The organism is Pantoea sp. BJ2 (genome assembly GCF_040255075.1).
Lineage (GTDB): Bacteria > Pseudomonadota > Gammaproteobacteria > Enterobacterales > Enterobacteriaceae > Pantoea > Pantoea leporis.
This window is the reverse complement of sequence record NZ_CP158292.1, coordinates 2,150,472-2,176,714: the sequence shown is the minus strand read 5'-3', so window position 1 is coordinate 2,176,714 and position 26,243 is coordinate 2,150,472. Positions and strand designations below refer to the sequence as shown.

At 55.6% G+C, this 26,243-nt stretch carries 23 protein-coding genes; 13 read left to right on the top strand and 10 right to left on the bottom strand.

Annotation, left to right across the window (positions count from 1 at the left end):
- Position 1: 1 nt before the first annotated feature.
- Together sapA and pspF are read right to left on the bottom strand one after the other, a co-directional pair.
- Positions 2 to 1,624, bottom strand: coding sequence for an ABC transporter substrate-binding protein SapA (gene sapA, locus AAF463_RS10020; protein WP_110866234.1), 1,623 nt, complete (start codon positions 1,622 to 1,624; stop codon positions 2 to 4).
- 471 nt (positions 1,625 to 2,095) lie between these two features.
- A complete protein-coding gene (gene pspF, locus AAF463_RS10015; protein WP_137385865.1) occupies positions 2,096 to 3,094 on the bottom strand; it encodes a phage shock protein operon transcriptional activator in 999 nt (332 codons plus the stop codon).
- A 164-nt stretch (positions 3,095 to 3,258) separates the two neighbouring features.
- On the opposite strand from pspF, the gene pspA reads away from it, so the two are divergent.
- The 7 genes from pspA to tyrR all read left to right on the top strand — a co-directional run bounded on the left by pspA (position 3,259) and on the right by tyrR (position 9,079).
- Positions 3,259 to 3,924, top strand: coding sequence for a phage shock protein PspA (gene pspA / locus AAF463_RS10010; RefSeq protein ID WP_008106471.1), 666 nt, complete (start codon positions 3,259 to 3,261; stop codon positions 3,922 to 3,924).
- 60 nt (positions 3,925 to 3,984) lie between these two features.
- Positions 3,985 to 4,212 carry an envelope stress response membrane protein PspB gene (pspB, locus tag AAF463_RS10005; protein ID WP_007888081.1) on the top strand — a complete coding sequence of 76 codons (228 nt, stop codon included), beginning with the start codon at positions 3,985 to 3,987 and terminating at the stop codon, positions 4,210 to 4,212.
- Entirely contained in the window at positions 4,209 to 4,556 is a 348-nt protein-coding gene (gene pspC, locus AAF463_RS10000; RefSeq protein WP_101764292.1) for an envelope stress response membrane protein PspC, read from the top strand. Before pspB ends, pspC begins: the two co-directional genes overlap by 4 nt.
- Before the next feature lie 47 nt (positions 4,557 to 4,603).
- Positions 4,604 to 4,852: a phage shock protein PspD gene (pspD, locus tag AAF463_RS09995; RefSeq protein WP_007888070.1), complete on the top strand. Its 249-nt coding sequence runs from the start codon at positions 4,604 to 4,606 to the stop codon at positions 4,850 to 4,852.
- A complete protein-coding gene (locus tag AAF463_RS09990) occupies positions 4,833 to 6,230 on the top strand; it encodes a YcjX family protein (RefSeq protein ID WP_222182220.1) in 1,398 nt (465 codons plus the stop codon). The genes pspD and AAF463_RS09990 overlap by 20 nt, the downstream gene beginning before the upstream one ends.
- Complete coding sequence (locus AAF463_RS09985; RefSeq protein WP_350260670.1) at positions 6,227 to 7,300, top strand: TIGR01620 family protein; 1,074 nt, start codon at positions 6,227 to 6,229, stop codon at positions 7,298 to 7,300. The genes AAF463_RS09990 and AAF463_RS09985 overlap by 4 nt, the downstream gene beginning before the upstream one ends.
- 213 nt (positions 7,301 to 7,513) lie before the next feature.
- On the top strand, positions 7,514 to 9,079 hold the full coding sequence (gene tyrR, locus AAF463_RS09980; RefSeq protein ID WP_101764295.1) for a transcriptional regulator TyrR: 1,566 nt from the start codon (positions 7,514 to 7,516) through the stop codon (positions 9,077 to 9,079).
- A 422-nt stretch (positions 9,080 to 9,501) separates the two neighbouring features.
- On the opposite strand, the gene AAF463_RS09975 is transcribed toward tyrR, so the two are convergent.
- From AAF463_RS09975 to tpx, 3 genes are all read right to left on the bottom strand, one after another.
- Positions 9,502 to 11,538: a glycoside hydrolase family 31 protein gene (locus AAF463_RS09975; RefSeq protein ID WP_350260669.1), complete on the bottom strand. Its 2,037-nt coding sequence runs from the start codon at positions 11,536 to 11,538 to the stop codon at positions 9,502 to 9,504.
- Positions 11,535 to 12,914, bottom strand: a complete 1,380-nt coding sequence (locus AAF463_RS09970) for a glycoside-pentoside-hexuronide (GPH):cation symporter (RefSeq protein ID WP_271459721.1) — start codon at positions 12,912 to 12,914, stop codon at positions 11,535 to 11,537. The genes AAF463_RS09975 and AAF463_RS09970 overlap by 4 nt, the downstream gene beginning before the upstream one ends.
- Positions 12,915 to 13,199: 285 nt before the next feature.
- A complete protein-coding gene (tpx, locus tag AAF463_RS09965) occupies positions 13,200 to 13,703 on the bottom strand; it encodes a thiol peroxidase (RefSeq protein ID WP_101764298.1) in 504 nt (167 codons plus the stop codon).
- Between the two features lie 154 nt (positions 13,704 to 13,857).
- Between tpx and ycjG the strand changes: the two genes are divergently transcribed.
- Complete coding sequence (gene ycjG, locus AAF463_RS09960; RefSeq protein ID WP_350260668.1) at positions 13,858 to 14,844, top strand: L-Ala-D/L-Glu epimerase; 987 nt, start codon at positions 13,858 to 13,860, stop codon at positions 14,842 to 14,844.
- Here the strand turns inward: ycjG and mpaA are convergent.
- Entirely contained in the window at positions 14,813 to 15,526 is a 714-nt protein-coding gene (gene mpaA, locus AAF463_RS09955) for a murein tripeptide amidase MpaA (protein WP_350260667.1), read from the bottom strand. The genes ycjG and mpaA overlap by 32 nt on opposite strands.
- A 209-nt stretch (positions 15,527 to 15,735) precedes the next feature.
- Here mpaA and AAF463_RS09950 point away from each other — a divergent pair, with 209 nt between their 5' ends.
- From AAF463_RS09950 to AAF463_RS09940, 3 genes are all read left to right on the top strand, one after another.
- Positions 15,736 to 17,355: a peptide ABC transporter substrate-binding protein gene (locus AAF463_RS09950; protein ID WP_350260666.1), complete on the top strand. Its 1,620-nt coding sequence runs from the start codon at positions 15,736 to 15,738 to the stop codon at positions 17,353 to 17,355.
- A 121-nt stretch (positions 17,356 to 17,476) separates the two neighbouring features.
- Positions 17,477 to 18,460 (top strand): zinc transporter ZntB, encoded by a 984-nt coding sequence (zntB, locus tag AAF463_RS09945; protein ID WP_350260665.1) that lies wholly within the window; start codon positions 17,477 to 17,479, stop codon positions 18,458 to 18,460.
- 255 nt (positions 18,461 to 18,715) lie between these two features.
- Positions 18,716 to 18,862 carry a hypothetical protein gene (locus tag AAF463_RS09940; protein ID WP_167391210.1) on the top strand — a complete coding sequence of 49 codons (147 nt, stop codon included), beginning with the start codon at positions 18,716 to 18,718 and terminating at the stop codon, positions 18,860 to 18,862.
- A gap of 50 nt (positions 18,863 to 18,912) precedes the next feature.
- Here AAF463_RS09940 and ttcA read toward each other — a convergent pair whose 3' ends face one another.
- On the bottom strand, positions 18,913 to 19,848 hold the full coding sequence (gene ttcA / locus AAF463_RS09935) for a tRNA 2-thiocytidine(32) synthetase TtcA (RefSeq protein ID WP_101764303.1): 936 nt from the start codon (positions 19,846 to 19,848) through the stop codon (positions 18,913 to 18,915).
- A gap of 282 nt (positions 19,849 to 20,130) precedes the next feature.
- On the opposite strand from ttcA, the gene AAF463_RS09930 reads away from it, so the two are divergent.
- Complete coding sequence (locus AAF463_RS09930; RefSeq protein ID WP_008106442.1) at positions 20,131 to 20,331, top strand: DUF2767 family protein; 201 nt, start codon at positions 20,131 to 20,133, stop codon at positions 20,329 to 20,331.
- Between the two features lie 56 nt (positions 20,332 to 20,387).
- On the opposite strand, the gene nifJ is transcribed toward AAF463_RS09930, so the two are convergent.
- Both nifJ and AAF463_RS09920 read right to left on the bottom strand, forming a co-directional pair.
- Positions 20,388 to 23,915, bottom strand: a complete 3,528-nt coding sequence (gene nifJ / locus AAF463_RS09925) for a pyruvate:ferredoxin (flavodoxin) oxidoreductase (RefSeq protein WP_350260664.1) — start codon at positions 23,913 to 23,915, stop codon at positions 20,388 to 20,390.
- 138 nt (positions 23,916 to 24,053) lie between these two features.
- Positions 24,054 to 24,710: an MgtC/SapB family protein gene (locus AAF463_RS09920; protein WP_061718808.1), complete on the bottom strand. Its 657-nt coding sequence runs from the start codon at positions 24,708 to 24,710 to the stop codon at positions 24,054 to 24,056.
- Positions 24,711 to 24,899: 189 nt separating this feature from the next.
- Here AAF463_RS09920 and AAF463_RS09915 point away from each other — a divergent pair, with 189 nt between their 5' ends.
- Positions 24,900 to 25,172 (top strand): DUF333 domain-containing protein, encoded by a 273-nt coding sequence (locus AAF463_RS09915; protein WP_061718809.1) that lies wholly within the window; start codon positions 24,900 to 24,902, stop codon positions 25,170 to 25,172.
- 16 nt (positions 25,173 to 25,188) lie between these two features.
- Here AAF463_RS09915 and AAF463_RS09910 read toward each other — a convergent pair whose 3' ends face one another.
- Positions 25,189 to 26,181: a 2-hydroxyacid dehydrogenase gene (locus AAF463_RS09910; RefSeq protein WP_350260663.1), complete on the bottom strand. Its 993-nt coding sequence runs from the start codon at positions 26,179 to 26,181 to the stop codon at positions 25,189 to 25,191.
- Positions 26,182 to 26,243: the final 62 nt, after the last annotated feature.

Genomic DNA, 26,243 nt, shown 5'->3' with positions numbered 1-26,243 from the left:
CTTACTCCTCGCTGCTCTCATCGCGGTAAACGCCAGCGAACGAAGCGTTACCAAACGGGCTCAACACCAGGCCTTTGATATCATGCCGATAGGCTTGCAAACGCAGCGATGACGCCAGCGGCAGCACCGGCAACTCCTGCGCCAAAATCTGCTGCGCCTTGTCATAGCTGTCAATGCGCGCCGATAGCTGCTGGGACAACAGTGCATGCTGCAAAGCCTCATCAAAGGCGGGCGAGCACCAGTGTGCGTAGTTGGTTTGCGAACGGATCGCCGCGCAGCTTAACAGCGGACGGAAGAAACTGTCGGGATCGTTACTGTCGGTTGCCCAGCCGGTGAGCGTGAGATCATGATTCATCTCCATCAACTGCGCTTCCTGGAAGCGGCCTTCCACCGGCGCGATAGTGACGCGCACGCCAACCTGAGCCAAATCCGCTTGCAACAATTCAGCGGTTTTTAACGGGCTGGGATTCCACGACTGCGAGGAAGAGGGCACCACTAAACGTAAATGCAAATCTTCCAGCCCCAGCGCTTTCAACTCTTCACGCGCCTTAGCCGGATTGTATTCGGTGACGCGCGCATCGTTGTCATACGCCCAGGACGCACGCGGCAAAATGGAGGCGGCAGTTTCAGCGGTGCCGTAATAGATCGACTCCATCAGGCGTTCGTTATTGATCGCCAGCGCCAGCGCGTGACGCACTTCCGGGCGATCCAGCGGCGGTTTGCGCGTGTTGAACGCCAGATAGGCGATGTTCATGCCGGGACGCAGCGTCATGCGCAGGCGCGGATCGTCACGCAAAATGCTCAGCTGGCTGGCGGCGGGATAGGCCAGCACATCGCATTCGCCGGTCAGCAGTTTGGATAACCTTCCGGTGCCGCCGACGCCCAAATCAATCACCACCTGCTGCAGACGCGGCACGCCTTTCCAGTACTGCGGATTACGCGCCAGGCGGAGATATTGCCCGGTACGGTATTCGCTCAACTGGAACGGGCCGGTGCCGACCGGTTCGCGGTCCAGCTGTTCCTGCTGGCCTTTAGCGCTGAGTTTATTGGCGTACTCCTGCGACAAAATCGGCGCGTAATGCGTCGCGATATGCCACAAGAATGAGGCGTCCGGGCTGTTGAGGCGGATTTCAACGGTATCGCTATCCAGCTTTTTCACGCTCTGCACCGAATCGGCAAACTGCAGGCTATCAAAATAGGGATAGCTGCCGCCGTTGACGTTGTGCCACGGATGCTTGCGATCAAACATGCGTGCAAAGCTGAACACCACATCATCGGCGTTCATTTTCCGCGTCGGTTTAAACCAGTTGGTGTGCTGGAAGGCGACATCTTTACGCAGGTGAAAACGGTAGGTTGCGCCGTTATCACGCACTTCCCAGCTCTGGGCGAGGTCGGGAATCAGCCGATAAGTATAAGGATCCACGTCCAGCAGCCGGTCATACAGCTGCGCCGCCAGCGTATCAACGACTAAGCCGCTGCTAACCATTTGTGGATTGAAGGTATTAACCGTGCCGTTAACGCAATAGACAAAACCGCTGTTGCGGATGTTGTCCGTTGGCGCGGCCCACGCTGACGCGCTCATCATGCTGAGACCCAGCAGCAGAGAGGGGAATAATTTTGGCATAGAACTCAACGATTCTGAGGCAATAGCGTGAGTGTATCTTAAACGCCACGTACTCCCCAAATTCGCGACGCTTCTGCTGTGTTTTTCGCCAAACTGGCGATGGGGTAATCACAATCTCTGTGTGGAGATGAGAAAAATTCTCAATTAGGGGTTTACAGATGATAATAAGAATGATTATTATTCCTCTGCGCTTCGACGGTGGCTCTACCGAAGAAGAGCACGACATTGCTCACATTGCTTCCAGTATTAGTTGCCCGCGTTAACCCGCGGGCCTTTTTTCGTCCTGTTTCGAGCGGCTGCCGCGTTGGCTGCGCTCGTCCACCCTGGTCACATACTTATGTATGCTCCCAGGGATGTCCTCGCTTGCCGCCTTGCATCCACTCGAAACAGTTAGAAAAAAACACCGTGCGATTTGCTTTAAAAAAAGGAAAATCAAATGAATACGTATAGGCGACGTTTATGGCGATTTGGCTAATCCTCGTCGCGTGCCTGAATACCGTGCTTTTTCATCATGGCGCGCAACTGATGGTACGTCACACGCAATAACTCGGCGGCGCGGCGCTGGTTGTATTTGGCTTGCTGCAAACTCGCTTCAACCAGCTCGCGTTCCTGTTGATTTTGCCACTGACGCAAATCCAGCGGCAGGGAAGGCAAGGCAGATACGTCCGCCTGGGCAATGACGTCGGCGGGCGGCGTGCGGGGGGCGAACGGGTTAATGATAATGTTATCCAGCTCATCGTCGGCGCTGTGATGGCGATAAACCGAACGCTCGACCACGTTCTTCAGTTCACGCACGTTGCCGGGCCAGCTGTGATTGAGCAACGTCAGCTGAGCGCGATCGCTGAAGCCAGGGAACAGCGGCAAGCCCAGTTCGCGGCACATCTGAATGGCGAAATGGTTGGCCATCACCAGTATGTCGCTGCGGCGTTCACGCAGCGGCGGCAGTTGCACCACATCAAAGGCGAGGCGATCGAGCAGGTCGGCGCGGAATTTACCGGCGGCGGCAAGCGCCGGCAAATCTTCATTGGTCGCGCACACCAAACGCACATTCACCTGCAAAGATTGATTACCGCCAACGCGTTCCAGCTGTCCGTATTCAATCACGCGCAGCAATTTCTCCTGCACCAGCATCGGCGCGGTGGCGAGTTCATCAAGAAACAGCGTGCCGCCATCGGCGCGTTCGAAGCGTCCCAGATGGCGTTTTTGCGCCCCGGTAAACGCGCCAGCTTCATGACCGAAGAGTTCGGAATCGAGCAGGTTTTCATTTAGCGCGGCGCAGTTCAGCGAAACAAACGGACCTTCCCAGCGGTTTGACAAATAATGCAGGCGGCTGGCAATCAGCTCTTTGCCGGTGCCGCGCTCGCCAATCACCAGCACCGGTTTTTCCAGCGGCGCTAAGCGCGAAACCTGTTCCAGTACCTCCAGAAAGTTATTCGATTCGCCTAACAGGTTGTCTGAACTGTTCGCCATGATGAAATTCGCCACTGATTAATCAATTTCACTACCTTAAGCGATGTCCAGGCGGATGTAAAATAAACAAATCGCGTAAAATCAATAAATTAAAAGTTGGCACGCGAATTGTATTAGTGAAGGGCGCTTCGCGCACCTACACACAAAATTTGAGGAACATCATTATGGGTATTTTTTCTCGTTTCGCCGACATCGTGAACGCTAACATCAACTCTCTGCTGGAGCGCGCCGAAGATCCGCAGAAACTGGTACGCCTGATGATTCAGGAAATGGAAGATACGCTGGTAGAAGTCCGTTCAACCTCAGCCCGTGCGCTGGCCGAAAAGAAACAGCTGCTGCGCCGCAGCGAGCAGGCTGAAATTCAGCAGGCCGAATGGCAGGAAAAAGCGGAGCTGGCGATTAATAAAGGTAAAGAAGATCTGGCGCGTGCTGCTTTAATTGAGAAGCAAAAGCTGACCGATTTGATTGCTGCGCTGCAGCAGGAATCGACCCAGGTTGAAGAGACGCTGGACCGCATGAAAGGCGAGATCGGTGAGCTGGAGAAAAAACTCACTGAAACCCGTGCGCGTCAGCAGGCGTTAACGCTGCGCCATCAGGCAGCATCGTCATCACGTGATGTGCGTCGTCAACTCGACAGCGGCAAAATTGATGATGCGATGGCACGTTTCGAATCCTTTGAACGTCGCATCGATCACATGGAAGCAGAAGCAGAAAGCCAGCGTTTTGGTAAACCAAAAGGTTTGGATCAGGAGTTCGCCGAGCTGAAAGCCGATGATGAAATCAGCCAGCAGCTGGCCGCGCTGAAAGCTAAAATGAACCGCCCTGAGTGATCGCCACGGGCCTGATTGCGGGCCCGAGTTAAAAATGGTGTTAGTGATTAAGGAGAGTCAATGAGCGCACTTTTTTTAGCCATACCTTTAACGATTTTCGTGCTGTTTGTCGCACCAATTTGGTTATGGCTGCATTACAGCAACAAACGCAACGGCGGCGCCGATCTATCGTCGAGTGACCTGCAGCGTTTGCAACAAATTACCCAGGATGCGCGCCGCATGCGTGAGCGTGTTGAAGCACTGGAAGCCATTTTGGATGCCGAACATCCAAACTGGAGGCAACCATGATGAATGGCCGTAAACTGTGGCGCATTCCGCAGCAGGGCAAAGTACGCGGCGTCTGCGCGGGTATCGCCGAATACCTCGACATTCCGGTGCGCTTGCTGCGTGTGATTGTGGTGCTGTCGCTGTTCCTTGGGCTGTTTATGTTCACCATCGTCGCCTATTTTATTCTGGGCTTTGTGCTGGACGAGAAACCCGTTGATGCGACATCTGAACGGGCACCCAGCGCACGTGAACTGCTCGACGAGCTGGAAACAACGCTGCAAAGCGATGAGCGAAAGGTGCGTGAAGTTGAACGCTACGTCACTTCAGAGACGTTTAGCGTGCGCAGCCGCTTTCGCCAGATCTAAATTCCCGGGCTTTCGGGCCCACTTCTTCTATTGTGATAAGAGGCTCTATGCAAACTCAACGTTTTACTGCTCTGCGCCGTCGCGCGACACCTGCGTTGATGTCGGCGGGGAAATTTATCATCATTAGTGCAGTAACTTACGGGCCCGGCGGTATCGCTGGCTGGGCGGTGAAATCGGTGGCGCGCCGTCCGCTGCGCCTGTTGCTGGCGGCCGCCCTGGAACCGTTGCTGAGCAAAGCGTTTAAACGCTTATCGGCACGATTCATCAGGGAGAACGATGAAAAGACTGCAAAATGAATTTGTGGCGTTGATGAACCGCGGTGTTGACCGCCATCTGCGCCTGGCTGTAACCGGTTTAAGCCGTAGCGGCAAAACCGCGTTTATCACTTCGCTGGTTAACCAGCTTCTCAATGTTCACAGCGGCGCACGTTTGCCGCTGTTTTCCGTGGTGCGCGAAGATCGCCTGCTGGGCGTCAAGCGCGTGCCGCAGCGTGAACTCGGCACGCCGCGTTTCACCTACGACGAAGGTCTGGCGCAACTGTACGGCACGCCGCCGATGTGGCCGACGCCGACGCGTGGTGTGAGCGAAATGCGTCTGGCGCTGCGCTATCGTCCGGATGAATCGCTGCTGCGCCATTTCAAAGATACCGCCACGCTCTACCTTGAAATTGTCGATTACCCCGGCGAATGGCTGCTGGATCTGCCGATGCTGGCGCAGGATTATCTCAGCTGGTCACGCCAGATGGTGGGCTTGCTGCAGGGCGATCGCGCGGGCTGGTCAGCACAATGGCGCAGCTTGTGCGCCGATCTCGATCCTTTTGCGCCCGCCGATGAAAATCGTCTGGCAGCCATTGCCGCTGCCTGGACCGATTATCTGCACCAATGCAAAAGCGAAGGCTTGCACTTTATCCAGCCGGGCCGCTTTGTATTGCCGGGCGATATGGCCGGCGCGCCCGCGCTGCAGTTCTTCCCGTGGCCGCAGGTCGACGAGATGCAGGTTAGCAAGCTGGCGCAAGCGCCAGCAGGCAGCAACTTCGCCATGCTGCAGCAGCGTTTCAACTATTACTGCCAGCACGTGGTGAAAGGATTCTATAAAAATCATTTCCTGCGTTTCGATCGCCAAATCGTGCTGGTCGATTGTCTGCAACCGCTTAACAGCGGGCCGCAAGCGTTCAACGATATGCGTCTTGCCTTGACGCAACTGATGCAGAGTTTCCACTACGGTCAGCGCACGCTGTTCCGCCGTCTGTTCTCTCCGGTGATCGATAAGCTGCTGTTTGCTGCCACCAAAGCCGATCATGTGACTTCGGATCAGCACGCCAATATGGTGTCCCTTTTGCAGCAGCTGGTGCAGGACGCGTGGCAAAACGCGGCGTTCGAAGGCATCAATATGGATTGCCTCGGTTTAGCCTCGGTGCAGGCCACAGAAAGTGGGCTGGTTGATCATCGTGGCGAGAAATTACCGGCGTTGCGCGGTCATCGTTTAGCCGATAATGAAGCGCTGACGTTCTATCCCGGCGAAGTGCCGCCACGCTTGCCTGGCCACAATTTCTGGCAGCAGCAGGGATTTCAGTTTGAACAGTTCCGGCCGCAGCAGCTGGATGTCGATCGCCCGCTGCCGCACATTCGCATGGATGCCGCGCTGGAGTTTTTATTGGGAGATAAATTGCGATGAGCGACGAAACACCTTTGAAAGGACGCATTGATTTTGCCCGTCCGCTGACGGTGGAAGCGGAAAAACCGCTGCGCGCCGCACAAACCTTTAGCGCGGACAGCGAGAAAGCCTTTCTCGCCACGGCGGAAGCCGAGCCGTTGGAAGAGGGCGAAGGCGAAAAAGTGGTGGAAGCCGCGCTGCGGCCTAAGCGCAGCCTGTGGCGTAAAATGGTGGGCGTTGGCCTCGCTATTTTCGGCGTCAGCGTGGTGGCGCAGGGCGCGCAAACGCTGCACGATGCGTGGCTGGTGCGCGACTGGTTTACCCTCGGCACCGGCGTGGCAGGCACATTGATAGTTGCCGCGGGGGCGGGTGCGCTGATTGGCGAATGGCGGCGTTTATATCGTCTGCGTCAGCGGGCCGAAGAGCGCGATATTGGCCGCGAATTGCTGCACAGTCACGGCGTCGGCAAAGGTCGCGCGTTCTGTGAAAAACTGGCGCAACAGGCGCAGCTTGATCAGGCGCATCCTGCACTGCAGCGCTGGCATGCGGCGCTGCATGAAACCCACAACGATCGTGAAATCGTCACCTTATATGCCCAACTGGTGCAGCCAGTGCTGGATCGTCAGGCGCGCCGGGAAATAAGCCGTCACGCCGCCGAATCGACGTTAATGATCGCCGTCAGCCCGCTGGCTTTGGTCGACATGGCGTTTATCGCCTGGCGCAATCTGCGGCTGGTCAATCGCATCGCGGCGATCTATGGCATTGAGCTGGGCTACTTTAGCCGCATCCGCCTGTTACGCTTAGTGCTGCTCAATATGGCGTTTGCCGGGGCTTCCGAACTGGTGCGTGAAGTCGGGATGGATTGGATGTCACAGGATCTTGCCGCACGCCTGTCAACCCGCGCTGCGCAAGGGATTGGTGCCGGTTTGCTCACCGCACGTCTCGGCATTAAAGCCATGGAGCTGTGTCGCCCGTTACCGTGGCTGGAAGATGATAAGCCGCGTCTGGGCGATTTCCGTCGCGAGTTAATCGGTCAGCTGAAAGAATCCCTGGTAAAAAGTGGGGATAAAGCAGGGCAGGCTGCTAAATAATCAGCACTTGCGTGCCTTTCACGCTGCAACTGGCGTGAAAGGTAAAATTATCTTTGTTACCACGCATATTCGGCGGGATTTTTGTTGGTCGCTCCGTTACACTTCCCTTTATCACCTGCCTCTGGCTGTCAACTTTTCCTGACAGGCCTCTTCTGAGGCGCTGCAAGTTAGCGTATTATCACTAAAATCAAAACCTGACTAAGGCTCATCGCAATGCGTTTGGAAGTTTTCTGCCAGGACCGAATCGGTCTGGCGCGCGAGTTGCTCGACCTGCTGGTTGCCCGCAATATCGACCTGCGCGGCATCGAAATTGCGCCACTCGGTCGCATTTACCTCAATTTTACCGCGCTGGAGTTTGAACCCTTCAGCAATCTGATGGCGGAAATCCGCCGTACACCTGGCGTGACAGATGTGCGTACCGTTTCGTTTATGCCCTCTGAACGCGAGCATCGCGCATTGAGCGCGCTGCTGGTGGCGATGCCAGAACCGGTGTTATCCATCGATCTGAAATGCAAAGTCGAGCTGGCCAATCCGGCAGCGCAAAATCTGTTTACCCTTGATGAACAGAAGCTGCGCAATCAAAACGTTGGCACTTTAATCACCGGCTTCAATTTCCAGCGCTGGCTGGAGAATGATCGCGTTGACGCACAGGCGCAGCATGTGGTGATTCAGGGACGCGATTTCCTGATGGAAGCGCGACCAATTTATCTGGCAGAAGAAGAGGGCCAGAGCGACCTGCCGGTCGGCGCGATGATCACCCTGAAATCGACGGCGCGTATGGGCCGACAGTTGCAGAATCTTACCGTTACCGATGAATCGGAGTTCGATCATATCGTGGCGGTTACGCCAAAAATGCGTCAGGTGATCGATCAGGCGCGCAAGCTGGCGATGCACGATGCGCCGCTGTTAATCGTGGGCGATACCGGCACCGGCAAAGATATGCTGGCGCGCGCCTGTCATTTGCGTAGCGCGCGCGGCAAAAAACCGTTCCTGGCGCTGAACTGCGCCTCATTGCCGGATGATGTGGCGGAGAGCGAGCTATTTGGTCACGCTGCCGGTGCTTATCCCAATGCGCTGGAAGGCAAGAAAGGCTTCTTCGAGCAGGCTAACGGCGGTTCGGTATTGCTGGATGAGATTGGCGAAATGTCGCCACGCATGCAGACCAAACTATTGCGTTTCCTCAACGACGGCACGTTCCGCCGGGTGGGTGAAGAGCATGAAGTCCACGTTGATGTGCGCGTGATTTGCGCCACGCAGAAGAATTTGATTGAGCTGGTGCAGCGTGGTGAGTTCCGCGAAGATCTGTTTTATCGCCTGAATGTGCTGACGCTCAATCTGCCGCCGCTGCGTGAACGTCCACTGGATATTCTGCCGCTCACCGAAATGTTTGTCGCGCGTTTCGCCGATGAACAAGGCTTGCCGCGTCCGCGCCTCTCATCGCAGCTGACGCCATTCCTGACGCGTTATAACTGGCCCGGTAACGTACGCCAGTTAAAGAATGCGCTGTACCGCGCGCTGACGCAGCTGGAAGGTTACGAGCTGGGACCACAAGATATTGTGTTGCCAGAGCAGGCGCTGGATGTGTCATTGGGCGAAGAGGCGATGGAAGGTTCGCTGGACGATATCACCAGCCGTTTCGAACGTTCGGTGCTGACGCGTCTCTATCTCTCTTATCCCAGCACGCGCAAACTGGCGAAACGCCTCGGCGTGTCGCATACCGCGATTGCCAATAAGCTGCGTGAATATGGGTTAGGGCAGAAGCGCAACGAGAGCGAGTAATAGAGCGCGTGCATCTCGCAACGCTGTTCTACGTTTACGTTCAACATTCATGGTGTAATGCCTGTTAGTTAAGCCAACGACGAGTGCGCTGGCCGGAGCTTCCGTGCGTGTTGTTGAAAAGGGCACATTTGCCAGAGGCGCTGGCGCGTCTGCTGCGGCAAAAGGGCCATTCGCAGCGCTGAGGCTTTTACGTTGGGCCAGCAGCCTCACGCATGGATGCGTGAGGCAGTTCGGGGCCGGCCAGGACGGCCGATCCCCGAATGGTCCGTTGGCACAATGTGAAAGCCGAAGGTACCGCGCTAGCGGCGCGAGGACGGCCCGTGACGCAGCAGATGTGTCAGTGCCCGCACCAGATTTAAAGCAACATGCTCTCTAACTGACAAGCATTACGCCATTCATCGCGACCTTTCGTAAATCTGCATCTACTCTGGCACGCGGATGTCTACCTGACTTCCTGCTCTCGTAAACACTGGAATTTCACTCAGTGGCGCGGCGACGCTGATGCGTTGGCCGCCTTGATAGCACTCACCATTGCGGGTAATCCATTGCTCGCCAGCAGGTAACCACACTTCACGTTCACGCTGCCCGGCGTGCAGTACCGGCGCGATCAGGAGGTCGCGGCCCAGCAGATACTGATCTTCCACTTGCCAGCTCTCTGGCTGCTGCGGGTAGTGATAGAACAGCGGGCGCATCACCGGATCACCGAGCTCATGCGCTTCGCGCATCAGGCCATCAATATAGGGGCGAATCTGCTCACGTTGCAGCAGGCAGCTTTTCATCAGCGCGTAATTCTCCTCACCGTAACTCCATACCTCATTGGGCGAGCCGCTGTTGCACTGCGCAATGCCATCGCGCCAGGTTTCTTCAGGTGCAATTTGTGGCTCGCGGTAACCATGCAAACGCATCACCGGACAGAATACCGCCCACTGGAACCAACGGATCAACAGTTCATGAAACGCCGGATCATGAATATTCCCGCCCTGAAAACCGCCGATGTCGGTGGTCCACCATGGAATACCTGCCATCGCCATATTCAGCCCGGCAGTGAACTGATTACGTAAGGCATGGAACGAGGAGTGAACGTCGCCCGACCAGGCAAGCACGCCGTAACGCTGGCTGCCCGCCCAGGCGCAGCGCACCAGATTGACGATCTCGCTCTCGCCCTGTTGTTGCAGACCTTCATAAAATCCGCGGGCAAACAGCTGCGGATAGATATTGCCCACTTCCTGTACCGGACCGAGATGATAGCGGTAATTATCAAAATCGTAGGCGCGGTATTCTGGCTCTGCTTCGTCGAGCCAAAAAGTGCGGATGCCGTGGTCATAATAGTTGCGCTTAACTTCCTGCCAGACGAACTCGCGTGCGGCGGGATGCGTGGCGTCAAAAAAGGTGGTGTTGCCCATAAAATCAAGGTTCACCGATACGCCGCGCTCGCTGTTAACCAGCAAGCCTTTGGATTTCATCAGACAATAGTTATCACTGCGGCTATCCACCGTGGGCCACACCGACACCATGGTTTCGATGCCCATCTCTTTCAGCTCCTGCACCATGGCACGCGGATCCGGCCAGTCGCGCGCATCGAAACACCAGTTTCCCTGATTTGGCCAGTGGAAAAAGTCGATGACGATCACCGAGAGCGGTAGCTGCAGGCGGCGATATTCGCGCGCGACCTCCAGCACTTCCTGCTGAGTGCGATAGCGCAGTTTGCATTGCCAGAAACCGGTCGCGAAGCTGGGCATCATCGGAGCTGTGCCGGTGGCGCGGCCATACTGACGCACGATCTCAGCGGGTGTGTCGCCTGCGGTGATCCAGTAATCCATCTGATCGGTTACTTCGGCTTGCCAGCGCGTGCCGTTTTTACCAAAGGTCACCTCGCCGATGGCCGGGTTATGCCACAGCAAGCCGTAGCCGAGATTGGATACCATAAACGGCACGCTGGCCTGCGAATTGCGCTGTGCCAGCTCAAGCGTGCAGCCTTTCAGATCGAGACAATCCTGCTGATACTGGCCCATGCCATAATTTTTCTCTTCGGCACGCGCTTCAAAGCGCACGCTCAGCTGATATTTCCCTCCCGGAATCGGTCGAAAGGCGCGCGCATCCAGCTTCAGGGCGCTGATGTATTTGTCCTGGCTCTTTTCGCTGGCACCGATGCCCACGGTGCTGCGCTGACGCCAGAACTCCTCGAGCAGCAAATCGCCGTGCTGATTATAGAAAGCCAGCTGGCCGCGAATATTCAGCGTGGCGGTGATATTGCCGTTACGCAAGCTGAGAGATTCATGCTCGCGCTGGATCTCCACCTCGCAAGCCGCAGGCGATAACAACGCCCAGTCATGGTCGATCAGTTCGGGCTGACAGGTGGCTCGTACTCGCAGGCTATGCGCGCCCCAGGGTTCGATAACCAGCGTCTGACGGTCAAATGTCCAGATAATACGCTGGGATTCGGCGCGTAATTCACTCATGACAACTCCTGTGGTTGTAAAAGGGGGGAAGCAGTGGCAGCCGGTTGGGCTGACACTTTGTGCTGATTGATGGTGCGCATGGTGGCATCGTTAAGTTTGTAGCCGCGCATCGCCAGCGCGCTTAACAGCGACAGCAGGCCGGGAACCACCGAAAACAGCGCCACGATGGCCATCATGGCGGCGGGTTGCTGATGCGGTGCCTGAGCGACGTAACCGCTCAGGCCAAGCGTCCAGCCGACAATCGCACCGCTGATGGCCATGCCCATTTTCAATACGGCGAGCAGAGTCGAGAAGACGGTGCCATCGAGGCGTTTTCCCTGACGATATTCACCGTAATCCACCACGTCGGCCATCATCACCCACATCAGCGTGGTGGTGACCTGATAGAAGCTGGAGACGATGAATGTCATGCCAACCAACAGCGCCAGCGAGCCGGGCAGGAACACGATGCTGATGCTTAGCACGCCAGCAGTAATGGCGCTGAGCGTAAAGGCGGTGATTTTGTTCAGGCGGCGCGTCAGCAGTTTCGCCAGCACGCTACCGACGCTTTTGCCGACAATATGCGCGGCCAGCAGCCACATGAAGAGGCTGGCATCACCCAGAAAATAGGTGACGTAGTACATCATCGCGCCGAGCCGTACCACGCCGAATGAGATATTGCAGAACACCAGCAACGCGACCACGCGCCACTGATCGTTACGCAGCAAATCGCGCAGATCGGCAAGAAAGTTGCCGTGGTTAGCGGGAGCATTGATGCGTTCGCGTGTATTGAGAAAACAGATAAAAAACAGCAGGGTTGCCAGCGTCGCCATTATCGACATTGCTGCGAAGTAACCGTCCAGTTTGTTACCGCCGCCCAGCCAGGTGGCGAGCGGGATCATCAGGAAAGTGGACATCGCGCCGCCCAGCGTGGCGAGGAAGAAGCGCCATGATTGCAGGGAGATGCGCTGATTATCATCGGCGGTGATAATCGCCCCCATCGAGCAGTAAGGAATATTGATGGCGGTGTACATCAGCATCATCAGGCTGTAGGTCACGGCGGCGTAAATCATCTTGCCAGTCAGCGACAGGCTTTCCGGCACCGCATAAATCAACATACAGCTGACGCCGAACGGTACCGCGAGCATCAATAGCCAGGGACGGAATTTGCCCCAGCGTGAACGGGTTCGGTCAGCCACCATCCCCATCGCCGGGTCGATCACCGCATCGGCGACGCGCGCCAGTAAAAACAGCGTGCCAACAAAGATTGCGGGCAAACCCACCACATCGGTGTAGTAAAAGGTGAGAAAAATAATGACGTTATCGATGGCGATATGGCTGGCCATATCACCGAGGCCGTAACTGAACTTTTCTTTAATGGATAAGCTTGCTTGCATAAAGATTCCCGCCTGTCTTTAAATCGCTTAAGTGCAATTGACGGTTAGTTATAGGTAGCGATGCTGATGGGAACAATTGCGGGATTTGTTACGGGTTTTATGTTTTTTAATTAATGTGATACGGGTAACAAGAATCACAGTAAAAATGCAACATGGCGGGAAGAAGTGCTACGTATCGCGATAAATCAACAGGTTGAAAATTGAGCCATCCTGAAGGTGAGCATAAAAAAAGCACCGACGCGTTAATCATTCGGTGCTTTTTGTTTCGCCTGGCAGGCGAGAGATTTACTTCAGCGCAGCCAGCGCGGCATCGTAGTTTGGCTCTTCGGTGATTTCATTCACCAGCTCGCTGTAAATCACTTTATCGTTTTCATCCAGCACCACCACCGCACGTGCGGTCAGGCCTTTCAGCGGGCCATCAGCAATCGCCACGCCATAGTTTTCTTTGAACTCAGCGCCGCGCAGGGAAGAGAGCGTGATCACGTTGCTGACGTTCTCTGCGCCACAGAAGCGTGACTGGGCGAAAGGCAGGTCGGAAGAAATGCACAGCACAACCGTGTTGTTCGCTTCACCTGAACGCTCGTTAAACTTACGCACCGATGCCGCACACACGCCAGTATCAATGCTTGGGAAAATGTTCAGAACTTTGCGTTTGCCTGCATAATTAGCCAGGGATACGTCAGTAAGATCTTTTGCGACCAGGTTGAAAGGTTTAGCTTGCTCGCCAACTTGTGGGAACTGGCCTGCAACCGGCACCGGATTGCCCTGAAAGTGAACAGTCTGAGACATGCGATTTCCTTTTTTAACGATGAAATATCTGACTTTTGGAACGTCAGAACAGGTATAGCGCTTGTTTATGACATAATTTTTAAGGGTTTACGAGCGCATTTCCTGGCGATAATCGAGCCGGCTCGCATTAAAGCGACGGATTTAAGGAGAAATAATGAGAACAGTGAAGAGTTATCCGGAAGCCTGGCCGTTACATTCGCCGTTTGTTATTTCGCGCGGCAGCCGCACCGAGGCGCATGTTGTGGTAGTGGAAATCGAGCAAGATGGCGTTAAAGGTGTTGGCGAAGCGACGCCTTACGCGCGCTACGGTGAAAGTGAGGAGTCGGTGCTCAAGCAGATCGCCTCGCAGCTAAGCGCGTTGCAAAGCGGCATGACGCGAGAAGTGCTGCAACAGGCGTTACCGGCGGGCGCGGCACGCAACGCGATTGACTGCGCAATGTGGGATCTGGCACGACAGCAGCAGGGCGAAAGTCTGGTGCAATTGTGCGCGGTGCCACTGGCTGAAGAGATTGTCACCGCACATACCATCAGCATCGATACGCCAGATGCGATGGCCAGCAGCGCGCAGGCGCTGTGGCAACATGGCGCGCGTTTATTGAAGATTAAAATGGACGATCACCTGATCAGCGAACGTTTGGTGGCGATACGCAGCGCGGTACCTGACGCGACTTTGATTGTCGATGCCAACGAATCCTGGCATGCCGAAGGCCTGGCGGCACGCTGTCAGCTGCTGGCCGACCTCAATGTCGCGATGCTGGAACAGCCGCTACCGGCCGCAGAAGACAGCGCGCTGGGCAACTTTATCCATCCGCTGCCAATCTGCGCCGATGAAAGCTGCCATACGCGTGAAAGCCTGCCGCAGCTGAAAGGGCGCTATGAGATGGTGAATATCAAGCTGGATAAAACCGGCGGATTAACGGAAGCGCTGGCGCTGGCAGAGGCGGCGCAGCAGCAGGGATTCGCGATTATGCTCGGCTGCATGCTCTGCACGTCGCGGGCGATTCGTGCGGCATTACCGCTTACGGCGCGCGCGACCTTCGCGGATCTCGACGGTCCAACCTGGCTTGCGGCCGATGTTGAACCGTCGCTGCATTTCTCTCACGGCGTACTCAAGCCGCTGGCTGCCAGCGCAGCAGATTGATCATCGTTTCCAGATAGACTTCGGTGGCTTCGTCCACCGAAATCGGCGGCATCTCGGCGGTAATGCATAACAGACCGAGATCGTCGCACCAGCTGCCAAACGAACCCGGCGTAGCATAACCCACGCTGCTCACCACCGGCAGCGCGGTCTGCTGCGCCAGCCACTGCGCTAATTCGCTGTGGTGCGGATCGTCAATGCAGGCCAGCGGTTCATGCCACGAAACCACCCAACGCGGTTTGATCTGATGAATCAGCTGGCACAGCGCGCGGGTTTCTGGTTCGGAAGAGGGCGCTGATCCGGTTGAAAGCACCACATCACGCTCATCCGCTTCGCTGTTCCAGCGATACACCGTGTCGCCATGCTGCCAGTTAGCGGCGGGGAAATTACGGTTAAGATCGACGCCGTTGGCGTTGGCGCGCAGCCCCAACTGACAACCATCGGGATTGACCGCCAGAACAACGTGATGACGCCGCAGCGCGTCCGGCAAGGTGCGCATCGCGCCCGATAAGGTGGCAATCGCGGCATTCTCGTCGCCGTGCGTGCCAGCAATAATCAGCCCGCTTTCGGCATCGGCGGCGGGTGCCGGAAACCACAGCAGCGGTGCACCCAGCACCGATTGCCCGTATTGTTGCCAGACAGCGTCCAGCTTGCCGCGCAGCGCACGTGGATGGTATGACGACATGACGTTCCTCTATGAAATGCTTCCAACACCGCCAAAAGCCTTCTGGCGCTCAAGGTAAAAATGTGACCGGGAATCCAGCCTCAACATAACGGTAAATAGCCTGCGGGGAAATAGCTATATATCAATCAGCAATTTGCGATAAAGTGCCAAAAGTTGCTGGCGACACAATCTCTTCGCGGTCGCCATTTTTTTCGCGTAAAGGAGTGGTGATGAAACTAACGTTCCGCAAAACGCTGACTGCCTTAATTGTAGCCAGTGCAGTCTCACCCGCATTCGCCGCCAACGTGCCGTCGGGCGCACAACTGGCCAGTACCCAGGAAATCGTTCGCCATATTAAAGATGAACCCGCTTCACTCGATCCGATGAAGGCGGTTGGCTTGCCAGAAATTCAGGTGATGCGCGATCTGTTCGAAGGGCTGACCAATCAGGACGCCCACGGAAAAATCGTGCCGGGCGTGGCGTTAAGCTGGAGCAGCAACGACAACAAAACCTGGATGTTTACCCTGCGCAAAGATGCGCGCTGGTCAAATGGTGAGCCGGTTACCGCGCAGGATTTTGTCTATAGCTGGCAACGTTTAGTTGAGCCGAAGAACAGTTCGCCGTTTGCCTGGTTCGCCGCCTTAAGCGGCATTGAAAACGCCGAAGCAATCACCAAAGGACAGATGAGCGCCGATAAGCTGGGCGTAACGGCAACCGATGCGACCCACCTTAAGGTGACATTGTCACGTTCTGTACCGTGGTTCCCGAGCATGGTCGCCAACGCCGCGATGTATCCGGTATCGAAGCAAGTGATTGAAAAAGAAGGCGATAGCTGGACATCACCGGGCAAGCTGGTGGGCAATGGCGCTTATCAGCTGCAGGATCGCGTGGTGAACGAAAAAATTGTATTGGTGCGCAACGCTAACTATTGGGATGACAAAAAATCGGTGCTGACGAAAGTCACGTTTATTCCGATTAATGAAGAATCCAGTGCTACCAAACGCTATCGTGCCAACGATATCGATATCACCGAATCCTTCCCGAAAAACATGTATGCGCTGCTGAAAAAAGAGTTGCCTGGTCAGGTGTATACGCCGGATCAGCTTGGCACCTATTACTACGCGTTCAATACTGAGAAAGGGCCAACCGCTGATGTACGCGTGCGCAAGGCACTGTCGTGGAGCATCGATCGTCGCATCATTGCGGAGAAAGTATTGGGCACAGGCGAGAAACCGGCCTGGCACTTCACGCCGGACGTTACCGCCGGTTTCACCCCGATGAAGAGCTATCTGCAGCAACATAGTCAGCAGGAACTGAACGCGCAGGCCAAAGCATTGCTGACAGCGGCAGGTTATGGACCGGGCAAACCGCTGCATTTGACGCTGCTCTACAACACCTCGGAAAGCCATCAGAAAATTGCTATCGCGGTGGCGTCAATGTGGAAGAAGAATCTTGGCGTGGATGTCACCTTGCAAAATCAGGAGTGGAAAACCTATATCGACAGCCGTAATAGCGGCAGTTTCGATGTGATCCGCGCTTCATGGATCGGCGATTATAATGAGCCTTCAACCTTCCTCAGTCTGCTGACCTCGACCCACACCGGCAATATCGCGCGCTTCCGCAGTGCCGATTACGATGCGGTGATTAATAAAGCCAGCACTGAAACCAGCGTGGCGGCGCGTAACACCGATTACAACAAAGCCGAGCAGATCATCGCCGATCAGGCGCCGATCGCGCCGATCTACCAATACACCAACGGCCGCTTAATCAAGCCGTGGGTGAAAGGTTATCCGATCACCAATCCTGAAGACGTGGCGTACAGCCGCGAGCTTTGGATTGAGAAACATTAACCCCGCACATCCGCAGGCGGTGATTGTCACCGCCTGTCATCTTTGCTCACAGCCTGATGATTGCAACTGGTCTGCGCCACGCTAGACTGTATCGTATTGATTTTGATAGTGAGGCGAGTTCGTGAACGTCATTGAAGGAAAAGCGTTACAAGTATCCGATGCTATTGTGTCCTGTCAGTTGGATGGCGCAGGCGGCATGATTCCCATCGAAGATAAAGACGTCATCAACTGCGAACGTCCCTGCTGGTTGCACCTCAATTACACCCAACGGAAAAGTGCGGAATGGCTGCAAAACACGCCGCTGATCCCCGATTCGGTGCGTGATGCGCTGGCGGGTGACAGCATGCGTCCGCGCGTGACGCGGCTCGGTGACGGCTTCATGATTGTGCTGCGCAGCGTGAACCATAACGCCGATTCACGTCCCGATCAGCTGGTGGCGATGCGCGTATTTATCAACGATAAGCTGATTGTCTCGACGCGCCGGCGCAAAGTGTACGCCATTGATGCCGTGCTGACCGATCTACAACAAGGTAACGGTCCGGTTGACGGCGGCAGCTGGCTGGTGGATGTGTGCGATGCGTTAACCGACCACGCCAGCGAATTTATCGAAGAGATGCACGATAAAATTATCGAGCTGGAAGATGCGCTGATGAATCAGGAAGTACCAGCGCGCGGCGATTTGGCGCTGCTGCGTAAGCAGCTGATTGTGATGCGTCGTTATATGGCACCACAGCGCGATGTGTATGCGCGGCTGGCTATCGAGAAGATGGCGTGGATGAACGACGACGATCGTCGCCGTATGCAAGAAGTTGCCGATCGCTTAGGTCGCGGATTGGACGATCTTAATGCGGGCGTGGCGCGTACTTCGATTCTGGCGGATGAAGTGGCGTCAATACTTGCGGAATCGATGAACCGCCGCACTTATACCATGTCGTTGATGGCGATGATTTTTTTACCGGCCACGTTCCTTACCGGCTTATTCGGCGTCAACCTCGGCGGCATTCCGGGCGGCAATTGGGCGCTGGGCTTTACCGCTTTCTGCGTGCTGCTATTGGTGATGGTTGGCGGCGTGGCAATATGGCTGAAACGGCGGAAATGGTTGTAAGGCAGAAAAGCGGATTAAACCTGATCGATATCAATATCCCGCCAGCGCAATCGGGGCAAACTCTTTCCCGCAGGTGAATGCAACGTCAAGCGATGGGCGTTGCGCTCCATATTGTCTTACTTCCTTTTTTGAATTACTGCATAGCACATTTGATTCGTACGACGCCGGCTTATCCGCCGGCTTTTTTTTGCCCGCTTGGCTTGCTCTGCTAACCTTTCCTATGCTTAAAGAACATTCAGCGACAAGGAGAAGGGCATGCAAGAGATCATTGCCAGCGAACCGATTCCTACCGATCCACCACCGATTCCCGAACCGATTCCACAACCGCAGCCGATACCACCCGCACAGCCACCACACGATCCCGAATTCCCACCGATTCAGGATCCACCGCCGCACCGTTAATAAAAAAGGCGCGTAGCCGAAGCGACGCGCCTTTTTTGCAGCAAAACCTATTACTTAATTTCCAGCACATCAAGACGCACGCTGAGATTCGGCGCATCATCCTCTTCTGGCTGCCAGCCCGCGGGCTGCACCGGCAAGCTTTCGCGATCAAACGCCAAATCACCGCCATCCACCACGGCATCACCGTGTTTGATGCCTTTGAAATCGAACAGATTAATGTCGGCCATGTGTGATGGCACCACATTCTGCATCGCGGTAAACATGGTTTCGATACGGCCCGGATAACGTTTATCCCAGTCACGCAGCATGTCGGCAACCACCTGACGTTGCAGATTCGGCTGCGAACCGCACAGGTTGCACGGAATGATCGGGAACTGGCGCGCTTCCGCAAAACGAATGATGTCTTTCTCGCGGCAGTATGCCAGCGGACGAATCACAATATGTTTACCGTCATCGCTCATCAGTTTTGGTGGCATGCCTTTCATCTTGCCGCCGTAGAACATGTTGAGGAACATGGTCTGCAGAATATCGTCGCGATGATGACCTAAGGCGATTTTGCTACAACCCAACTCGGTGGCGGTGCGATACAGAATACCGCGGCGCAAACGCGAACAGAGCGAGCAGGTAGTTTTGCCTTCAGGAATCTTATCTTTAACGATGGAATAAGTGTCTTCGTTAACGATGTGATACTCAACGCCCTGTTGTTCCAGATAGGCTGGCAGAATATGCTCCGGGAAACCGGGCTGTTTCTGGTCGAGATTCACTGCTACCAGCGAGAAATTCACCGGCGCGCTCTGCTGCAAATTACGCAGGATCTCCAGCATGGTGTAGCTGTCTTTACCACCAGACAGACAAACCATGATGCGATCGCCTTCTTCAATCATGTTGAAGTCAGCAATGGCTTCGCCAACGTTGCGACGCAAACGCTTCTGCAGTTTGTTGAGGTTGTACTGCTCTTTTTTTGTTACTTCTTGATTTTCTGACATTATTTTCACGCTTAAGAGTGAAGGCGAGGGCCGTTAGCGGCTGAAGCAATCTTCAACGGCAATAAACCCTGTAAACATGACTGCGTATGGTACGGATTGCGGGCGCGAATGCTAGCCTGAAGTGATCTCTTTTCTGATGATAACTCAATGCGCTTGAGACAAAGGCGCACACTTTGTCAGAACAATCTGGCTATTTATTGATCTGGGCAAATATTTACCTCATCTGGGCCTGACAGGATGGCCGAAGTGCTTTTTTTACTTTCTTTAGGTGAGGAGCGGCAAATGCAAACGTACGATATGGTTTTTGAAGAGGCGTGTCGGCTGGTGGGGCAATGTTATCTGGAGCTGGCACAGCGTGGCGCAGCAACCGAAAAAGAGGTGCTAGCCAGCGAGTTGCGCAATCTACAGTTGCGCTATCGTGAACTCACCGGCTCACCGAATCGGGCGGTAGAGATGGCCATCGTTCAGCTCAAGCCGTGTTAATCCATCAACATTAACCCAGCAAAGAAACGCCCGGCCATCGCGCCGGGCTTTTTCATCTACTCGCTTTTCTCGGTTTTCCCGGCTAACTCGGCCAGCCGCTGATAACGCTGACTGGCGGCTACCGTTGCATCACGCCACAGCTGCGACGCTTCTTCTGGCCGCTGAGTTTGCAATTGGCGGAAACGCTGCTCGTTCATTAATGCTTGTTCGAGTTCCGAGGTCGGCGGACGCGAATCCAGCGCCAGCGCGGCTTTACCTTGCTCGGCGCGTCGAGGATCAAAACGATAAAGCGGCCAGAAACCGCTGGTGGTCAGCAGGCGCATCTGCTCGTGGCTATAAGCCAGATAGTAGCCATGCTCTTCACACGGGCTGTAAGCGATGATCAGCGAGGGTCCCGGCCAGGCTTCCGCTTCCTGAATCGCTTTCACGGTTTGATTGAGCTGCGCGCCCAGCGAAATCTGCGCCACATACACATGCCCATACAGCAGCGTCGACATGCCGAGATCCTTACGCGCCTTGCGTTTCCCCTGTTCGCCAAACTTGGTCACCGCGCCGAGCGGCGTCGCTTTTGAAGCCTGACCGCCCGTGTTCGAGTAGCACTGCGTATCCAGCACCAGCACGTTGACGTTTTCGCTCAGGCTCATCACGTGATCGAGGCCGCCGTAGCCAATGTCGTACGCCCAACCATCGCCACCAATCAGCCAGACCGATTTCGCCACTAGCGCATCCGCTGTGTCGTTTAGGGCTTTGGCTTCAGGCTGCGGTGAAGCCGCGAGCAGGGCGCGCAGCTGTATAATCTGCTCCCGTCGTTGGGAAATGGTGACGCTGTCACCTTTTAATGCGTCAACCAATGCCGCCGGTAGCTGCGCAGCGCATTGATCAAGTAGTCTGAGCGCGCGCTGTTTCTGCTGGTCGACGCTCAAGCGAAAGCCCAGACCAAATTCGGCATTATCTTCAAACAGCGAATTCGCCCACGCCGGACCGCGACCTTCAGCATTGGTGGTGTAAGGCGTGGAAGGCAGATTACCGCCATAAATGGAGGAGCAGCCGGTGGCATTGGCAATCAGCAGGCGATCGCCATACAGCTGCGTCAGTAGTTTGATATAGGGCGTTTCCCCGCAGCCCGAGCAGGCACCGGAATATTCAAACAGCGGCGTAATCAGCTGCGAGGTGCGGATATCAATACGTTCTAGCTGCTCGGCGGTGATCTCCGGCAGCGCAAGGAAGGCTGCGTAATTGACCTTTTCCGTCTCAACATGCTCCAGGAGTGATTTCATGTTGATGGCTTTGATTTCCGGATGCTGGCGATCGCTGGCCGGGCACACTTCCACACACAGATTGCAGCCGGTGCAATCTTCCGGCGCCACCTGCAGCACGTATTTCTGTCCGCGCATATCGCGCGATTTAACATCCAGTGAAGCGAGCGAAGCTGGCGCATCTTCCAGCGCTCCAGGATCAACCACTTTGGCGCGAATGGCCGAGTGCGGGCAGGCGGCGACGCAATGGTTGCACTGCGTACAGAGATCGGGCTGCCAGATCGGCACGGCTTCGGCGATATTGCGCTTTTCCCATTGCGTGGTGCCAACTGGCCAGGTTCCATCAGGCGGCAGCGCCGAAACCGGCAGTTTATCGCCAAGGCCGGCAAGCATCGCTGCGGTGACGGTTTTGACGAAATCCGGCGCGCTATCGGCTACCACCGGCGGGCGATGCGGACTGCGATCGTCTACCGGTTGCAGCGGCACCGTCTGTAGCGCTTGTTGTGCCATCGCCAGCGCTTGCCAGTTTCGCTGCACAAGCTCTTCGCCTTTGCTGCTGTAGCTGCGCGCAATGGCGTTTTGCAGTTCAGTTAACGCGCTATCGCCCGGCAAAATCTGGGTCAGCTGGAAAAAGGCCATCTGCATCACGGTGTTGATGCGTGCGCCCAGCTGGCATTCGCGCGCGATACGCGCAGCGTTGATCACATAAAATCGCGCCTGTTTATCGTTGAGCTGGCTCTGCACTTCCTGCGGCAGGCGCGGCCACACTTCCTCAGCGCTGTAGGGCGTATTGAGTAGAAAAATCCCGCCCGGTTTAAGCTGATCGAGCATCGAATACTTATCGATAAACTGCAGCTGATGGCAGCCAATGAAATCGGCTTGCTGAATCAAATAGGCGGATTGAATCGGATATTCACTGACGCGCAGATGGGAAATCGTCAGGCCGCCGGCTTTCTTCGAGTCGTAGACGAAATAGCCCTGCACCTGCCACGGCGTGGCGTTACCGATTATCTTCAGGTTATTTTTACTGGCGCTGACGCTGCCGTCGCTGCCCAAACCATAAAACAGCGCTTCAAGCCGTGCGCGATTCGGCACGATGTTGGCTTCCAGCGGCAGCGAAAGATGGGTGACGTCGTCGTAAATGCCGACGGTAAAACGCGCTGGCGGTGTTTCGCGCAGCAAGGCACGAAACACTGCCAGCACCGCATCGGGTGCGAACTCTTTCGATGACAAACCATAGCGACCGCCGATCACCTTCGGCAGCGACGCCCGCTCGCCACGGCTGTAAGCTTCAGCCAGCGCGGTCATCACATCCAGGAATAGCGGTTCGCCGAGCGCGCCGGGCTCCTTGGTGCGATCGAGCACCGCAATCCGCTGGGCGGAAGCGGGGATCTTTTGCAGCAAATGCGCCGCCGAAAACGGGCGATAGAGGCGCACTTTCACCAGCCCGACTTTCTCGCCGCGCTGCAGCATCTCATCAATCGCCTCTTCAGCCGTGCCGCAGCCGGAGCCCATCATCACCATTACGCGCTCGGCCTGCGGATGGCCATAAAACTCAAACGGCTGATAATGGCGGCCGGTATTTTCGCCAAACGCGGTCATTGCAGCCTCAACGTGCTGGGTGCAATCGTCATACCAGCGGTTGGTGGCTTCGCGTGACTGAAAATAGGTATCAGGATTGGCGGATGTGCCACGAATCGTTGGGCGATCCGGCGTTAATGCACGAGCGCGATGGGCGTTAATTGCCTCGGCGGGCATCAGCGCCTGCAAGGTTTCATCGCTGATCGGCACGATCTTGTTGATCTCGTGCGAGGTGCGGAAGCCATCGAAGAAGTGGATAAACGGGATGCGGCTATTCAGTGAGGCGATTTGTGCAATCAGGGCAAAATCCTGCGCTTCCTGCACGCTGGAGGCGCAGAGCTGCGCGCAGCCGGTTTGTCGTACTGCCATGACATCGGAGTGATCGCCAAATATCGACAGCGCGTGCGTCGCCACGGTCCGCGCCGCGACGTGCAGCACAAACGGCGTCAGCTGGCCCGCCAGTTTGTAGAGCGTCGGGATCATCAACAGCAATCCCTGCGACGAGGTGAAGGTTGTTGAGAGTGCACCGGTTTGCAGCGCGCCGTGCACCGTGGCAATCGCGCCGCCTTCAGATTGCATCTCGACCACGCGCGGCACATCGCCCCAGATATTACGGCGGCCTTCGCCGGACCAGCTATCCGCCAGCTCGGCCATGGTTGAGCTGGGCGTGATGGGATAAATGGCAATCACTTCGCTGGTGCGGAAGGCGACTGAAGCCACTGCACCGTTACCGTCGACGGTAATCATAAATCGTCCTTTGCTACGCTGAGAAACCCGCAAACTTTACGGGGGTTATCAGTTCAGTTTAGCAAAGGGCTTGGACGCGACTTTTTCATCTGTGTGCTAGCGAGATGGCAGCGCACCGCAATCTAACATTGATGATTTTTACATCATCTCTAGCGATTGAACGCCTTTGATTTCCATCACTTTGTCATAGATATTATGCATTGGTGTACGTCGTGACAACGTCACCTCAACGCTCAGTTCGCACAGACCAACCTCTTCATCACGGTTCACTACGGCGATGTGACCGTAGCGCACATTTTCGCGTTGCAGCACCAGCAGCACCAGCGGCACGCTTTTCGGTTTGAGGTGCACCAGCAGCGTATGGTGACGGCCAATCAGCCAGTGACTGATGCGACGGAACGTCTCCAGCACCACCAGCGCCAGCACGGTGCCGTAGATACCGATTTCATACATGCCGCTACCGATCACCAGACCAATCGCCGCAGTGACCCATAAACCGGCGGCGGTAGTAAGACCTTTCACCACTTGCTTCTGAATAATGATGGTACCGGCGCCAAGGAAGCCCATGCCGCTCACCACCTGCGCCGCAATACGGCTGGGATCGAGCGCTACATGGTCGCTGACTAACATATCGGCAAAGCCATATTTCGATACCAGCATAAACATCGCGCTGCCGATACCGACCAGGATATGGGTGCGCAAACCGGCCTCTTTGGCGCGCAGCTGCCGCTCTAGCCCAATCAGTCCGCCGAGAATTCCAGCCAGCGCGATGCGGATAAGCATATCCGTCAACATCGTTCTCTCCTTAGTTATTGAAAAACAAACCCTCTGCCGGGCGAAAAGGGCGGAAATAACTCAAACAGGATAATTCTGCTTGCAAACAATGAAATTAAATTTTGTAAAAAGCTGTGTCGCCTATCGATCCCTCAGCGCACCTGACATATGCTGGTGCGACTTTTTCGCTCAATCCCCGGAGCCCCATCGATGAAAGCCGCTCTCTTCCTGCTGGCTGGCGCCACCTTGTTACTTTCTGCCTGCAGCAGTAACAGTGACAACGAACCGCCGCAACAAGCTACTGCCGCCCACGTACAACCGCGCGTTGTGATGTCATCAATGGCTGAAGTGAATTGCAGTAATGCCGGGGGATCGCTGGCGTTTTCCCGTCAGTTAGACGGTTCACGCATCGGTATGTGCCAGTTGGCGAATGGTCGTCGCTGTGACGAACAGGCGCTGATGGGTGGAAGCTGCGCCCGCTAAGGCAGGCGCAGAAGGGTTAGGCGGTGACCTGATTCGGGCTGATTTCGCCGCGTTCCAGCTGTTGCAAGTTGCTGAGCGTGGTTTCTGAAATTGCCGTCAAGGCTTCGGCGGTCAGGAAAGCCTGATGGCCGGTGAACAGCACGTTGTGACAGGCCGACAGACGACGGAACACATCATCCTGAATCACGTCATTCGATTTGTCTTCAAAGAACAGATCGCGCTCGTTTTCATACACATCCATCCCCAGCGAACCAATCTTCTGCTGTTTAAGCGCATCAATTGCCGCTTGTGAATCAATCAAACCGCCACGGCTGGTGTTGATGATCATCACGCCATCTTTCATTTGGCTGAACGCCTGCGCGTTAAGCAGATGGTGGTTTTCCGGCGTAAGCGGACAGTGCAGCGTAATCACATCGGCTTCAGCGAACAGCGTTTTGAGATCGACATATTCCGCGCCCAGCTCCAGCGCCGCCTGGCTTGGATAGGGATCGAACGCTAACAGGCGCATGCCAAATCCCTTGAGAATACGCATCGCCGCGATACCAATCTTGCCGGTTCCGACTACGCCCGCGGTTTTGTTATGCATGTTGAAGCCGGTTAAGCCATCCAGCGAGAAGTTAGCGTCGCGCGTGCGTTGATAGGCGCGGTGAATGCGACGATTCAGCGTCATCATCAGGCCAACCGCATGTTCCGCTACCGCTTCTGGCGAATATGCCGGGACGCGCACCACGTTTAAGCCGAGCGCTTTCGCCGCCGACAGATCGACGTTATTGAAACCGGCACAGCGCAGCGCAACGTGCTTCACGCCCAGCGCCGCCAACTCTTCCAGCACCGCTTTGCTGGCATCATCGTTGACGAAAATACACACCGCATCACAGCCCGCGGCGTTCTTTGCCGTCGCCGGTGTCAGCAGGAAGTCAAAAAACTGCAGCTCAAATCCGTAGCTGTCGTTGACGTGTTCAAGGTATTTTTGGTCGTAATGCTTGGTGCTGTAAACCGCAACTTTCATTGTTTCGCTCCTGAAAAATGCAACGTCGGTATCACAACAGGATAACGTTTTCCGCGTCATTT